This is a genomic window from Clostridium boliviensis, assembly GCF_033342255.1.
Taxonomy (GTDB): Bacteria; Bacillota; Clostridia; order Lachnospirales; family Lachnospiraceae; genus Lacrimispora; species Lacrimispora boliviensis.
The window spans coordinates 267,746-283,354 of the sequence record NZ_JAWONS010000099.1; the positions used below are offsets into that span (position 1 = coordinate 267,746).

General features: G+C 44.4%; 13 protein-coding genes. All 13 read left to right on the plus strand.

Annotated elements, in window-relative coordinates; all coding sequences use genetic code 11:
- The first annotated feature begins 91 nt into the window (after positions 1–91).
- Positions 92–2,956, plus strand: a complete 2,865-nt coding sequence (locus RZO55_RS04950; RefSeq protein ID WP_318063180.1) for a glycoside hydrolase family 3 C-terminal domain-containing protein — start codon at positions 92–94, stop codon at positions 2,954–2,956.
- Positions 2,956–5,379, plus strand: coding sequence for a beta-glucosidase (locus RZO55_RS04955; protein ID WP_318063181.1), 2,424 nt, complete (start codon positions 2,956–2,958; stop codon positions 5,377–5,379). The genes RZO55_RS04950 and RZO55_RS04955 overlap by 1 nt, the downstream gene beginning before the upstream one ends.
- A gap of 68 nt (positions 5,380–5,447) precedes the next feature.
- Entirely contained in the window at positions 5,448–5,987 is a 540-nt protein-coding gene (locus RZO55_RS04960) for a hypothetical protein (RefSeq protein ID WP_318063182.1), read from the plus strand.
- Between the two features lie 172 nt (positions 5,988–6,159).
- Positions 6,160–6,384: a hypothetical protein gene (locus tag RZO55_RS04965; RefSeq protein ID WP_318063183.1), complete on the plus strand. Its 225-nt coding sequence runs from the start codon at positions 6,160–6,162 to the stop codon at positions 6,382–6,384.
- Positions 6,368–6,991, plus strand: a complete 624-nt coding sequence (locus RZO55_RS04970) for a hypothetical protein (protein WP_318063184.1) — start codon at positions 6,368–6,370, stop codon at positions 6,989–6,991. The genes RZO55_RS04965 and RZO55_RS04970 overlap by 17 nt, the downstream gene beginning before the upstream one ends.
- Positions 6,984–7,193: a hypothetical protein gene (locus RZO55_RS04975; RefSeq protein ID WP_097006415.1), complete on the plus strand. Its 210-nt coding sequence runs from the start codon at positions 6,984–6,986 to the stop codon at positions 7,191–7,193. The genes RZO55_RS04970 and RZO55_RS04975 overlap by 8 nt, the downstream gene beginning before the upstream one ends.
- An 87-nt stretch (positions 7,194–7,280) precedes the next feature.
- Entirely contained in the window at positions 7,281–8,561 is a 1,281-nt protein-coding gene (locus RZO55_RS04980) for a DNA polymerase Y family protein (protein WP_318063185.1), read from the plus strand.
- 18 nt (positions 8,562–8,579) lie between these two features.
- A complete protein-coding gene (locus RZO55_RS04985) occupies positions 8,580–8,903 on the plus strand; it encodes a hypothetical protein (RefSeq protein ID WP_318063186.1) in 324 nt (107 codons plus the stop codon).
- Between the two features lie 15 nt (positions 8,904–8,918).
- Complete coding sequence (locus RZO55_RS04990; RefSeq protein ID WP_318063187.1) at positions 8,919–9,506, plus strand: SOS response-associated peptidase; 588 nt, start codon at positions 8,919–8,921, stop codon at positions 9,504–9,506.
- Positions 9,507–9,641: 135 nt separating this feature from the next.
- The gene (locus RZO55_RS04995) at positions 9,642–10,145 is read left to right on the plus strand and encodes a MarR family winged helix-turn-helix transcriptional regulator (RefSeq protein ID WP_336624256.1); all 504 of its coding nucleotides are present in this window, start codon (positions 9,642–9,644) and stop codon (positions 10,143–10,145) included.
- Between the two features lie 4 nt (positions 10,146–10,149).
- Complete coding sequence (locus tag RZO55_RS05000; RefSeq protein ID WP_318063188.1) at positions 10,150–11,889, plus strand: ABC transporter ATP-binding protein; 1,740 nt, start codon at positions 10,150–10,152, stop codon at positions 11,887–11,889.
- A complete protein-coding gene (locus RZO55_RS05005; protein WP_318063189.1) occupies positions 11,889–13,760 on the plus strand; it encodes an ABC transporter ATP-binding protein in 1,872 nt (623 codons plus the stop codon). Before RZO55_RS05000 ends, RZO55_RS05005 begins: the two co-directional genes overlap by 1 nt.
- 522 nt (positions 13,761–14,282) lie before the next feature.
- Positions 14,283–15,605, plus strand: a complete 1,323-nt coding sequence (gene rsxC, locus RZO55_RS05010) for an electron transport complex subunit RsxC (RefSeq protein WP_318063190.1) — start codon at positions 14,283–14,285, stop codon at positions 15,603–15,605.
- The last annotated feature ends 4 nt before the right edge of the window (positions 15,606–15,609 follow it).

Below are 15,609 nucleotides of genomic sequence, written 5' to 3' on the forward strand. Positions count from 1 at the left end.
GTTTGTGCAACTGACCGTCCGCAGTCCGGCAATTGTGCTAAAATATAAGGACGCCAGTAACTGGCAATATGCATGGAGGAGGATGAAAGAAATGTTACAGATTAATATGGATGATGTGTTAAATATCGTCAGGTTGTGCGTACCGTATCTCATCGGCTTTGCAGTAATTGTGGCAATTGCGGCAGTCGTTATGGTGGTGTGCAGAAAAAGAGAGGGTTCCACAAAGTACCTGATCCGCAGAAACAGCTTTATGGCTATACTTCTGGCTTTTGTTGTGGTCGTTAACTTAATTTGCTGGGGACCTATGTCTAATTTGATTTCACTGGCAACCGGCAGCGGAACCATTTCACAGGAGACATCTGACGAGGCAACGGATCTTTGTACTGAGATCGCAGAGGAAGGAATTGTTCTTCTGAAAAATGACTCAGACATTCTTCCATTGAAGAATGACTCCAATTTAAACGTATTCGGATGGGCTTCCACAAACCCATGCTATGGAGGAACAGGATCTGGTTCGCTGTCTGACGCCTATGAGACCATATCTCTGCTTCAGGGGCTTACAGATGCCGGTTTTAAACTGAATACCAGTATGACTGATTTCTATACGGCATACCGTGCAGACCGCCCAAGTGTTGGAATGTGGGAACAGGACTGGACACTGCCGGAGCCGACAGCGGATACCTACAGCAGCAAGATGATAGAAGATGCCAAAGCTTTTTCTGACACGGCAATGGTTGTCATCACCCGTGTGGGCGGAGAGGGAGCTGATCTTCCCACGGATGTCAGTAAGGTTACTTATACCGATAATTCCAAAGATTATAAGGATTTTGAGCCGGGAGAGCATTACCTGCAGTTAAGCCGGACAGAAAAAAACCTGATGGATCTGGTATGTTCCAATTTTGACAACGTAATTGTAGTATACAATGGCGCCAATGCCATGGAGCTTGGCTTTGTCAATGATTACAGCCAGATTAAAGGCGCGCTCTGGTGCCCTGGTACCGGTCAGTCCGGTTTTGAAGGTCTGGGTGAAATTATAAGCGGAGCTGTGAATCCTTCCGGAAAAACCAGTGATACATTCATTGAGGATTTAACTAAAGCACCGAATTTTAAGAACTTCGGCAGCTTTACCTATGATAATATGGAGGAATTCAAAAGCAAAGCATCTAAAGGGGGGGATACCTATCCAAGCTTTGTAAACTATACAGAAGGAATTTATACAGGCTATCGTTTTTATGAGACGGCGTCTGCAGAGGGACTGATTGATTATGACAAAGAGGTGCTCTATCCGTTTGGTTATGGATTATCCTATACGTCTTTCCAGCAGGAAATGGGGGCGTTAACGGAAAAAGACGGAACAATCTCCTTTGATGTAACTGTAACCAATATAGGAAACAAACCGGGTAAGGATGTAGTGGAAGTTTATTACAATCCTCCCTATACCAACAAGGGGATTGAGAAAGCTTCAGCGAATCTCATTGCGTTTGATAAGACCAATATTTTAAAGCCCGGGGAATCCCAGACCATTCCAATGTCCATAAAGGCAGAAGATATGGCTTCCTTTGACAGCGGCGTCAATGGCTGCTATGTACTGGAATCCGGTGATTACAAAATATCCATTCGCTCTGATTCCCACAATATCATTACAGAACAAAATTATAACGTTCCGGACACTTTGGTATACAATGAGTCTCAGCCGCGTACTTCAGATAAGGCGGCGGCAGTTAATCGGTTTGAGGCTGCAGGCGGAGAACTGACATATCTCTCCCGTGCAGACGGATTTGCCAATTATGAAGAAGCTGTGGCAGCTCCGAAAAATATGAGCATGCCGGAGAAATATAAGAAAACCTTTATCAATAACAGCAATTATGATCCTGCAGCACACAACAATGACAGCGATCAGATGCCGGTAACAGGTGCGAAGAACGGACTGAAGCTAGCAGACATGCGGGGACTTTCCTACGATGATGCCCAGTGGGAGAAGCTCCTTGACCAGCTGACTGTAAGTGAAATGGACACTATGACTGCAATTGGGGGATATCAGACTTCGGAAGCAAAAAGTGTTAATAAAGTGGGAACAGTTGACTGTGACGGTCCGGCTTCCATTAATAACAACTTTACCGGGACTGGTTCCATTGGATTCCCGTCGGCTGTTATGATTGCCAGCACCTGGAACCACGATATTGCGGAGGCATTTGGTGAGGAAATCGGTAAGATGGCAAATGAGATGGCTGTATCCGGCTGGTATGCACCGGCTATGAATATTCACCGTAGTGCATTTGCAGGCCGTAACTTTGAATATTATTCCGAGGATGGCGTTCTTTCCGGACAGATGGCTGCCAGAGCAGTTGCAGGTGCCGAAAAGCATGGAGTTTATGCTTATATCAAACATTTTGCATTAAATGACCAGGAGACCAACCGTCTGAGCATGCTTTGCACATGGTCCAATGAACAGGCAATTCGTGAGATCTATTTGAAACCGTTTGAGATTGCAGTGAAAGAGGGGCACGCGAAGGCAGTTATGTCTTCCTTTAACTATATTGGAACTGTATATTCCGGTGCCAATGATACGCTGCTTAACAAGGTCCTTCGTGACGAATGGGGATTTCAGGGCTTTGTTCTTACCGATTATTTCGGTGGCTATGGATTCCAGAATGCAGATCAGGAGATCCGCAATGGAAACGACGCCATGCTGGTTGCCTATGATACAGAAACCAACCATGTAAAAGACAAAACCAGCGCTACCAGTATAAATGCCATGCGCAGGTCCTGTAAAAATATTATGTATACGGTGGTAAACAGCCGTGCCTATGAAGGAAACAATGCAAATGTAAGTCTTCTGATGTGGCAGATTGCTGCAATTATAATTGATGTGATTCTGGCAGCAGGATTCCTTCTTTTAGAAGTAAGGATCGTAAAGAGCTACAGAAAACGACTGAAAGAGGAAGGAATGGCATAATGAAGCATGAGGATATCATTCGAAAAATGACTATGGAGGAAAAGGCGGCTTTCTTAAGCGGAAAGAACGTCTGGCAGTCCAGGAATATTGACCGGCTTGAAATTGACTCCATATTTTGCGCGGATGGTCCCCATGGTGTCCGTAAACAGGCCGGAGCAGGAGATCATCTGGGTCTGAATGCATCTCTGCCGGCTACCTGCTTTCCCACGGCTGCGGCCGTGGCGAACAGCTGGGATGAAGAGCTTGCAGAGGAAATCGGAAGGGCCCTGGGGGAAGAAGCTTCCAGCCAGGAGGTGAATGTCCTTTTGGGACCGGGACTTAACATTAAAAGGAGCCCTCTTTGCGGAAGAAATTTTGAGTATTTTTCAGAAGATCCTCTTCTGTCAGGAAAGATGGCAGCAGCCTATGTCAGGGGAATTCAAAGCCAGGGAGTCTATGCCTGCCCCAAGCATTTCGCAGTTAACAGCCAGGAACGGCTCCGTATGTCAGTGGATTCCGTCCTGGATGAACGGACGCTTCGGGAAATCTATCTGGAAGCCTTTGAGATTGCAGTAAAAGAAGGCGGTGCAAAAGCCATTATGTCCAGCTATAATGCCGTGAACGGGGTTTATGCCAATGAAAATAAGCATCTTCTTCAGGAGATTCTGCGCAGTGACTGGAAGTTTGACGGAATCGTCATTACGGACTGGGGCGGCTCTAACAGCCACGTCAAAGGGGTAGCGGCAGGCTCAAATCTGGAGATGCCGGCACCGGGGCTTGGTTCTGCAAGGGAATTACTGGCTGCAGTGGAAAATGGCACACTTACCATAGAGGAGCTGGATTCCTGTGTGGATGATTTGTTAGATGCTGTACTGGATCTTACCGCCGGTCAAAAAAAAGGAAAGAAATCCTTTGACGTAAAGCTTCATCATGAACTGGCAAGGAAGGCGTCCCAGGAAAGTATTGTTCTACTTAAAAATGACGATAACCTGCTTCCCTTAGATTCTGGCTGTAACGTTGCGGTAATTGGAGATTTTGCATTTATACCTCGTTATCAGGGGGCGGGGTCGTCCATAGTAAATCCCATATCCCTGGAGACGATGGAAACGGTAATAAAGGATGCCCCAATTAATCTGGTGGGATGTTCCAAAGGATATAAACGGAATGGGAAAGAGGATGAAGAACTGAAAAAAGAGGCGCTTGCACTGGCAGCAAAAGCCGATGCAGTCCTTTACTGCTTCGGACTTGATGAGCTGAGTGAATCAGAAGGTCAGGACCGGTCCCATCTGGAAATACCAGGCAGCCAGATCAGTCTGCTGAAAGCACTGGCTGGGGTAAATCCCAATATTATCGGGGTTCTGAGTGCAGGCTCTGTCATTGAAATGCCGTGGCAGTCCTGCTGTAAATCCATCCTGCACGGTTACTTAGGCGGTCAGGCGGGAGCCAGTGCCATGGTGCGTGTCATAACCGGTGAGGTCAATCCTTCCGGCCGTTTGGCTGAGAGTTATCCCATGGAGCTTTCCGATACTCCGTCATATCAGTACTTTCCCGGGAAAGAACGCTGTGCCGAATACAGGGAAGGGATTTTTGTGGGATACCGATATTATAGCACAGCAGGAATTGCCGTCCGCTATCCTTTCGGCTTTGGATTATCTTATACGACTTTTTCGTATTCCGATCTGCAGGTGTCCGAAAATGGTGTGCGTTTTACCATTACCAATCAGGGCAGCCGTGACGGCAGAGAAGTAGCACAGCTCTATGTGAGCGGACCGGGGGGAAGGATTTTCCGGCCGGAGAAAGAGCTGAAAGGATTTATAAAGGTTCCCTTAAAAGCAGGTGAGAGCAGGACAGTTGAGATTTCCTTTGACGACAAGACCTTTCGGTACTGGAACACAGGGACAGACCGCTTTGAAGTAGAAAGCGGGGATTACACCATATCCATTGGAGCCAGTGCAGAAGATATCAGACTCAGTGAAATCATTACCCTTGTGGGCACCACAGATGTGCAGCCTTATACACCGGAAAAAATGAAATCCTATTACTCAGGAAAGGTTGCCGATGTGTCTTCAGATGAGTTTGAATCACTGCTGGGGCACCCTATTCCCAGTGGAAAGTGGAGCGGAGAGCTGGAAATCAATGATGCTTTCTGCCAGATGTACTATGCAAAAAGCCGGCTGGCAAGGCTGGTATACCGAATCCTTAATGGATTAAAAAACAGGAGTGAAGCAAAAGGAAAACCGGATTTGAACCTTCTTTTTATTTACAGCATGCCGTTTCGTGGAATTGCCAAGATGACTAATGGAGTTGTGAGCATGGAAATGGCACAGGGAATGGTTCTTATTGTTAACGGACATTTCTTAAAAGGAATGAAACAGGTGATTGGAGGCTTCTTTTCCAATGCAAAAGAGAATAAAGCTTATGAAAAAAGACTGTCCGGGAAATAGATTGGAGTGATGAAATGCTGACAGGTTTTATAAAGGGATGGAAGTCGTTTGCCGGCAAACATCCTGCAATGGCGCAATTTATAATATTTTTTATCGTATCCAATGGAGTTACGGTTCTTCAGATGGTTTTAATGCCGGTATTCCGGAATGTGTTTGAGATGACGGCTCTTGTAGATACAAATTTTCAGATCGGCAGGGTCGGTTCTAATCTGGATGGATCTGCGTACTATATTTTCAATTATGCAGCAGGAACGCTTTCCCAGGGAGGAGGCGGAGGTCTTGCATATTTTCTGGCAGTGGAGATTACTATGGCCATTGCACAGGTGATTAATTTTTTCCTCCAGAGGAATGTGACATTTAAAGCAGATAACAGTGCTCTTAAGGCAGCTATGTGGTATGTAATTGCATATGTGATCATTACCATTGGTGCAGCCGCCTTACAGGGACTTTATAAGGCACCGGTCTACGACCTGTTTATGAACCGGCTGAACATGGGAGCAGGCGGAGAGACGCTGGCAGATGTGATTACCATGCTGATCAATTCTGCTATCTCATTCTGGGTATTTTTCCCTATCTTCCGAATTATTTTTAAAAGTAAGGAAGCTTAAAGGGGTAGGTGCAGGAATTCCCCGGCAGTTCACATCTTGTCTCAGGATTCCATATAATAAAGTGTACCATCAGATAATTAAAATACGCGAACGGGTAGTGAAACTTTTGGCTCTGCAGAATGCTCTTTTCTGTCAGGAACACTTAGATACCTAAGCGTATAGAATAAAAGGTGTGAACGTTAAACTGCTTTTTCGGATCTTACTGAAATATGAAACGGAAAGCGGAAGTCCAGATAACCGGGCTTCCGCTTTTCACATCCAATCATACAAAAAACAGACACAATTTAAGGGCAGGCAGCATATTCTGAATGGTACTATAAAAAAGTTAAAGGAAAATCAGAACCATGCAAAGGGGGAAATACTGCCGGGATTGTCTGCCGGTGAGGGAACCATATAGCTGCTTCAAAGCAGTCCGGAGAGAAAAAAGTGTATTAGGAGCGTGGATAAAAGGGATAATCTGGTATAAAAAGGCGCTGAAACGGGAGCCTTTCATTACAGGGAAGGTGATCAGTGTGGCAAAACAGGCTGGTGTGGACATGGTCGGTACGAACTGCCGCATCAAGTCCATGAACTCTTATTTCAAAAAATTCTACCGGAAATACAGCCAGACGGGGCGTGCGTGCGAAATAAAAGATATACTGAGGTATACGTATACGGTCTCCCCGGAACTGCTTTCGGAAAAAGTAATAAAAATGATTGAGATCTATAGGAATTCGAGTTATAATACGGTTGAAATTAAGAATTACTGGCTTGACAGTCAAAATCCCTATAATGGAATCAATACCATACTGCGGTCTCCACAAGGTCAGGCATTTGAGCTCCAGTATCATACACCGGAGAGCTTTGCGGTAAAGAGCGGGAAGATTCACGAACTGTATAAAAAACAGAGACTGATGAGGGATGTAAGCAGCAGGGAATACATAGAACTCGGTGATCAGATGTTTGAGCTTTCTGATTCTATGGAGATTCCGAAGGGCATAGAGAAGGTGAACGATCATGGATGAGATCAGGTTTCTTAAATTAACCGATTATGAAAACAGGGATACTGTGATTAAACAGGAAGGCAGGCAGTTCTTTGGCTACGAAGACGGAGAATGGGTCAGGCGGGGACTGTCTCTTGGATATTTTTATCCCGATGCCCCGGAATTTGACTGTTATGAGGTCATTACGGAAGCAGAGGCAAAGCGTATTTTAAATGAGAAATAAAAGGATGTATTCCGATAAAAATACATCCTTTTATTTCCACTATTAATCGAACATACATTCGGTTATCATATACTCAGAGGTGAGTGTATGAAACGGGTTATTTTTCATGTTGATGTAAATTCGGCGTTTTTAAGCTGGGAAGCTGTCTACCGGCTCAAGCATCTTTCAGGGAATCTGGATTTACGGAAGGTGCCCTCCGCAGTGGGGGGAGATGTAACCATGCGCCACGGAATCATTCTGGCAAAGAGCATCCCGGCAAAGAAGTACGGCATCCACACAGGACAGTCTGTTACGGAAGCATTACAAAAATGCCCCGGGCTTTTGCTGGTTCCGCCTAATTACAATTTGTATCAGCGGTCGTCGCAAAGTTTTATCCGCATTCTGAAGGAGTATTCTCCTGCGGTCGAACAGTATTCCATTGATGAGGCATATATGGACATGACCGGGATGGAGGCACTTTTCGGGGAGCCTCAGGAGGCAGCCCTGGAAATAGGGAAAAGAATCAGAGAGGAACTGGGATTTACCGTTAATATTGGTGTTGCTGATAATAAGGTTTTAGCCAAGATGGCATCGGATTTTAAGAAACCGGACCGTGTTCATACGCTGTGGACCTGGGAGATCAGGGAAAAGCTCTGGCCTTTGCCAGTCAGTGAACTGTTTTTCGTAGGAAGGGCTACGTTTCGTAAGCTGGGCCAGCTGGGGATAAAAACCATCGGAGATCTGGCAGGAACGGATCCTGCCCTGATAAAGAGCCATCTTGGCAAGATGGGAGAGGTGATATGGGGATTTGCCCATGGGCTGGACTTTTCCGCAGTAGAGCCTGTGCCGCCGCCAAACAAAGGATACGGCAACAGTACCACCATCGCCTTTGATGTAACAGACAGGGAGCATGCCCATCTGGTGCTTTTGTCCCTTGCAGAGACTCTTGCTGCAAGGCTCAGATCGGATCATGTCCGGGCAGGAGTCTTATCGGTGGGGATTAAGGACTGGGATTTTCACTATTACAGCCATCAGGTCATTCTTTCTGCTCCTACCAATATCACAGAAGAGATTTTTCAGACAGCCTGCCGGGTGTTTGATGAAGCATGGGATGAGCTGCCGGTCCGCCACCTTGGAATCCATACCAGTCATATAACGGAGGGGAAGGAAAGACAGCTGGGGCTGTTTGATACGGTAAACTATGAGAAACTGGAGCGGTTTGACCGGACTGTGGATCAGATCAGAAAACGGTTTGGCAATGATTCTATTATAAGGGCGTCCTTTCTGAAAACTCCGGAGAGTGGAGCTGCCCGGTGCCTGGATCATATGGGCGGAGGAATCAGCAGGGAAAAAAGGACTGTGGATTACAGCAAACAAACTATTTTATAAAAACAGGAAGTGAGAAGGATGTCCACGTTTGGAATCGGAATGAACGCAGAGGCGATTGACAGCGGAGAATTAAAAGGTAAAATGTATCATATAGCCTGTAAGGCATGGTTTACAGCCAGCTGCAGCTTAAAACCCCTAAGCTTTAAGTTTGAAGGTGATGACGGGCAGATCCAGACCGTAAGTGGTATCACGGTACGGCACAGTGAGAATAAAAATTATTCGGGAATCCCGTCAAAGGAATATGTGTGTGAAGCTGTAATTGGTGGAATCCGCCATGAATTTAAGCTTGTATTTTACATGGAAGCCTGTAAATGGGTTATGATATTACCAAACAAAGCATAAGAAAGGGAGAATAGCGTGTGCGGAAGGTATTATGTGGACGATGAGACAGCCAGGGAGATCGAAAAGCTGGTAAGAGAAATCGACAGTAAAATAAAAAGAGAGAGTCTTACGGGGGATGTTTATCCCTCCAGCCATGCCATGGTTCTTGTTGAGAAGGACCGTCAGGTCGTTCCTGCCTGGCAGCGCTGGGGACTTCCTGGCTTTCAGAGTAAAGGTGTGATTTTCAATGCCAGATCGGAAAGCGTACTGGAAAAACCAATGTTTCGTGAGAGCATCCTCCGCCGCAGGGCAGTCATTCCCTGCAGCGGATTTTATGAATGGAGCAAAAACAAGGAGAAGGCGGCATTTTACCGGGAAGGATTTCCTGTCATGTTTCTGGCTGGTTTTTATAATCAGGAGGAGGAAGACCAGTTTGTGATTCTGACAACGAAAGCTAATCCGTTTGTTGCACCTGTTCATGACCGGATGCCGTTAATACTGGAAAAAAGCGAGATTAAGGACTGGTTATCGGATGAAGAAGCATTCAGGTATATGCTGGCAGAGAGGCAGATTCCCTTAAAACGGCACCAGGAATATGAACAGCAGCAGTTAAAGCTTTTTTAGCTGTTTCAACCAAAAATATATTAAAAACCGCCTGAATTCCATGAAAAATAGGATTGCCAGCAGGAGCAGGCGGTGTTATAATTCCATATAGTTAATTAGCTAATTATTAGCAGGCTAACAAAAAGGAGGCATAAAATGAGATCGATGTACCGATCTGGGTCGGATGGATCAATGGGTATGAACTCACAGATGCATAATGTCATGATAAAATATATGAAAATCATGAAGATGCACCGGTGCATTTTAGATGAGCAGGGGAAGCAGACAGGGGTATACCGCAGCCAGCATCAGATTCTGATGATGCTGTCGGAACATTCCAATGTATCACAAAAGGAGATAGCAAAACTCCTTTATGTTTCCACTGCTACCATAGCAGTATCAGTAAAGAAGCTGGAAAAAGCAGGTTATATTACCCGGATTGTCGACAAAGAGGATAATCGGATGAATCAGCTTTGCCTGACACAAAAAGGGAAGGATATGGTAGGCAAAAGCAGGGAATATTTCCGTAATGTAGAAATCAAAATGTTCCAGGGATTTTCCGATGAGGATCTTAATTACATGGGTCAGGTACTGGACCGTATTTATGAAAATTTATCTCAAATACCTGTAGAAAAGGATATGGAAGAAAGAGAGGAATAATAACTTGAAACGATACTGGAAATATATAAGGCCTTATCTGAGTGCCTTTATTCTGGCTCCCGTTCTGATGCTCACTGAAGTTTTTGGAGAAATATTGCTGCCGAGGCTTACTTCACTGATCATCAATAACGGAGTATTGGAAAAGAATGATCCCTACATTATTAAAATGGGCATGATTATGGTATTCATTGCTGTCATTATGGTAGTTGGAGGAATTGGAGCCGCTTATTATTCGGCCAAGGCATCCATCAGCTTCAGTACTGATTTAAGAAAGGACATTTTTCATAAGGTACAGGAATTTTCATTTAAGAATATTGATGATTTCAGCACAGGATCTCTTGTAACAAGACTGACCAATGATATTCAGCAGATTCAAAACGTAGTCATGCTGACACTTCGTATGATGTTTCGGGCTCCGGGTCTGCTCATAGGAGGACTGATCATGGCATTTATAATGAACCGGCATCTGGTCAGCATTCTTCTTGTGGTTATTCCGGTGCTGGTCATTATGATCGGGATTATCCTTGTAATCGCATTTCCCCGGTTTGAGATCATGCAAAAGAAGATCGACCGCTTAAACTCCGGCGTACAGGAAGCATTGACCAATGTGAGAGTGATTAAATCCTTTGTAAGGGAAAAGCATGAGGAAGAAAAGTTCCGGGAAACGAACCGGGATCTGAAAGAAGGCAGTTTAAATGCAATGAAGGTAGTGATCACTTCTATGCCATTAATGATGCTGATGATGAATATTACCACCATTGCCGTTGTATGGTATGGGGGGAATTTGATTATTGCAGGCAGAATGCCTGTAGGTGATCTGACCGCATTTACCATCTATATTGTTCAGATTCTGATGTCCTTAATGATGCTTTCCATGGTATTTTTACAGGCCTCCCGTGCCATGGCTTCTTTAAAGAGGGTGAGAGAGGTTTTAGACACGGAAATTGACTTAAACGATGAGCAGGCAGCAGAAAAATCTGCACAGATTACTGCTGGAAAAGTGGAGTTTCGCAATGTGTGCTTCCGATATGAAAAAGAGACAGAGGAACTGGTTTTGGATCACATAAACTTCACCGCAAATCCGGGAGAGACCATCGGCATCATCGGCGCGACCGGAAGTGGTAAGACCTCAATGGTACAGCTGATTCCCCGTCTTTACGATGCAGATGAGGGAGAAGTGCTGGTAGACGGAATTAATGTAAAAGACTATTTGCTGAAAAATTTAAGAGAGAGCGTGGGTATGGTGCTTCAGAAAAATGTTCTTTTTTCGGGAACAATTGAGGAAAATCTCCGGTGGGGAAATGAAAACGCGGATATGGATGAAATAATTCTCATGTCGCAAAGCGCCCAGGCCCATGGTTTCGTATCGGGCTTTAAAGATGGATACGATACAGATCTGGGACAGGGAGGATCTAACGTTTCCGGAGGTCAGAAGCAAAGGCTGTGTATCGCAAGGACTTTGTTAAAGAAACCTAAAATTCTGATTCTTGATGACAGTACTTCTGCAGTGGATACAGCGACAGAAGCAAAAATCAGACAGAGCTTTGCAACGACCCTGAAAGATACAACAAAGTTTATTATTGCCCAGAGAATCGGTTCTGTGGAATATGCGGATAAAATAATTGTTCTGGATGAAGGGAAAATTGCAGGTATGGGAAATCATGAGGAACTGATGGAAACCTGCGAAGCCTATCAGGAGATTTATTATTCACAGAAAGAACGGAAAAAGGAGGCCGGTGCCTGATGGAAGAACAAAAGAAGATAGAAAGCCTGAAGCGGCGATACGGCCGGTCTGCCAAGACGCTTAAAAGCGGTGGGGGAATGGGCGGGGGGAGGCATGGAAGAAGCATGAAAAAAGGCACCCCAAAGAATGCCGGCCTTATCGCCAGACGTTTACTGGCTTATTTAAAAGAATACAGAGCCCAAATGGTAATTGCACTCGTCTGTGTAATCATAGGTACACTGTCTAATTTAGGTGGTGCTTATATGCTGCGTCCCATTATCAACCAGTTTATTGCACCGTTAGACAGAAGCAGGGGAGATGTGGCAGGTCTTGCAAAAGGACTCGCTGTTATGGCATGTGTCTTTCTGGTGGGAGTACTGGCTAACTATATCCAGTCCAGGATTATGATTTCAGTCGCTCAGAATGCGCTCCAAAAGATAAGAGATGAACTGTTTAAAAAGATGCAGACTCTCTCGGTTCGTTTTTATGATACTAATAATACCGGAGATTTAATGAGCCGCTTCAGCAATGACGTAGATACCATCGGCCAGATGCTGAGCAACACACTGATCCAGCTCTTCTCAGGAGCACTGAGCATTATTGGAACGCTGGCACTTATGATCTATACCAATATCTGGCTGGCTCTGGTGACACTGGCGCTGATACCGGTTATGATAAAGGCAGCCGGAATGATTGCTTCAAGAAGCCAGAAATACTTTTCTGCCCAGCAAAGCTCTCTGGGAGCAGTAAATGGATATATTGAAGAGACAATCAGCGGGCAGAAGGTAGTAAAGGTATTCTGTCATGAACAGGATGCAGAAGAGGAATTTGGTATTCTCAACGAGGATTTAAAAAATAACATGATACATGCCCAGTTTTTTGGCGGTGTCATGATGCCTGTTATGTTTAACTTAAGTCAGTTAAATTATATATTAACTGCCTGCATCGGCGCTCTTTTGTGTGTGCTAAAAGGATTTGATGTAGGAGGACTCACTGTATTTTTAAACTTTTCCAGACAATTCAGCCGTCCCATCAATGAGATCTCCATGCAGATCAGCAATGTTTTCTCCGCACTTGCCGGAGCAGAGCGGGTATTTGCAATTATGGATGAGGTCCCAGAGCCTGCAGACAGGGAAGATTCCATACAGTTGGAGCCTATGAAGGGATTTGTGGAATTAAAGAATGTGACATTTGGTTATAATCCGGATAAGGTGATTTTAAATGATATCAGTCTCTATGCAAAGCCAGGACAGAAAATTGCTTTTGTAGGCTCAACCGGAGCTGGTAAAACAACAATCACCAATTTACTCAACCGCTTTTATGATATACAGGGTGGAGAAATAATCATTGACGGTGTAAACATACACGATATCAAAAGGGAAAATCTCCGGAAAAACATCGCCATGGTGCTCCAGGACACCCATTTGTTTACAGGAACTGTAATGGAAAATATTCGCTACGGCAGACTGGATGCCACAGATGAGGAAGTGATTGAGGCGGCTAAAACTGCTTCTGCCTACTCCTTTATCATGAGACTGCATGACGGATTTCAGACAGTTCTGGAAGGAGATGGGGCCAATTTAAGCCAGGGGCAGAGACAGCTTATTAATATAGCCAGAGCCGCTATTTCCAAAGCACCCATTTTAATTCTTGACGAAGCGACAAGTTCCGTGGATACAAGAACGGAGAAACATATAGAAAGGGGTATGGATCGTCTCATGACCAACCGGACCACTTTTGTAATCGCCCACCGCCTGTCAACGGTAAGGAATGCCGATGCCATTATGGTGCTGGAAAACGGGGAAATTATTGAACGGGGAGATCATGAGGATCTGGTAAAACAGAAAGGCCGGTATTATCAGCTTCATACAGGAGCAGCGGAGTTGGATTGATCCATTGTTTTATCCGCTGGTATCAGTCTGGGAGCATTGGGCAAAGCTTGTAATGGGGAGAAATTTTCATTACTGGCATGCTGGATGCTCCTGTTTTATTATTATTTTTTTTAATAAATAAGTGGGTTTATTAATGAATAAAATTTATGAATAAGAAAGTTAATTTTCTAACAAAGGATAAAATTTAACAAAAAATTCACAATGCAAACTGTATAAAAATAAAAACAAATAACCTAAAACTTGATTATTTTGTTTTTAAATGGATACAAAAGGAAATGATTGTTTTTTTGCAAAAACAAAGTGCGCTGTTTTAAAATGTGATTGTTTGAAAATTAACAATAATTTCAAACTTTCACCAGGACATTTCTATCACAAATGGAAAGTTTTACATTAAGAACACAGTATACAATATGTAATTACGCATTGTTTCGCCCTGAAGAGTGTGTTATACTGTTTCCGGTGACAAAATAAGTTGATTTTGTCGGGAGAGATAAAGAATTGTAGAGAAAGAGGGTTAGTCTAATGGGTTTGGCTACATTTAAAGGCGGCATTCACCCTTATGAGGGAAAGGAATTGTCGGAGAATAAACCTGTGCAGGTACTGCAGCCAAAAGGCGAGATGGTGTTCCCGCTGTCCCAGCATATCGGTGCTCCTGCAAAGCCTCTGGTGGCAGCAGGTGATCAGGTATTAGTTGGTCAGAAGATCGGAGAGCCAGGCGGTTTTATTTCAGCCTGTGTTATTAGTTCCGTATCAGGAACAGTAAAAACCATTGAACCAAGAATGGTTGCCAATGGCTCCATGGTGATGTCCATTATTATTGAAAACGACGGAAAATATCAGGAGATGGAAGGATTTGGAAAAGAGCGGGATCCAAAATCCCTGTCAAAAGAAGAGATCCGCGATATTGTAAAAGAAGCTGGAATTGTTGGTCTTGGCGGTGCTGGATTCCCCACGCACGTAAAGCTGACACCAAAGGATGAAACAAAGATTGATACCATCATTGTAAATGCAGCGGAATGTGAACCTTATCTGACTTCTGATTACCGGATGATGTTAGAAGAGCCGGAAAGCATTGTGAAAGGTCTGAATATTATTCTTCAGCTGTTTGATAATGCAAAGGGAGTAATCGGTATAGAAAACAATAAACCGGAAGCGATCAGACTGATGACGGAGCTTGTAAAAGATGAACCGAGAATTACGGTTTGTCCATTAAAGACAAAATATCCTCAGGGCGGAGAGCGTTCCCTGATCTATGCGGTGACAGGAAGAAAGATTAACTCCTCCATGCTTCCTGCTGATGCAGGCTGTATCGTGAATAACATAGATACGGTTATTTCTATTTATTATGCAGTTGCAAAGTCAACCCCGTTAATCAGAAGAATTATCACGGTTACCGGAGATGCCATTGCAAATCCACAGAATTATAATGTAAGGACAGGAACCAATTATTCAGAACTTTTAGAGGCTTCCGGCGGATTTAAGACAGAACCGGAGAAAGTGATTTCAGGAGGACCCATGATGGGCCAGGCGCTGTTCAATATGAATATCCCGGTTACCAAAACTTCCTCTGCACTTACCTGTATGTCAAAGGATGAAGTTGCAATGAATGCACCAACAGCCTGTATCCGCTGCGGCAGATGTGTAAATGTATGCCCCAGCCGCGTTATTCCCCAGATGATGATGCAGGCAGCTGTAAGATCTGACATAGATACATTTGTAAAATTAGATGGTATGGAATGCTGCGAATGCGGCTGCTGTGCGTATGCCTGTCCGGCGAAACTGCCTTTAACCCAGGCATTTAAAGAGATGCGTAAAGCAGTCATTGCAAGCAGAAAGAAAGCGTAGGAGG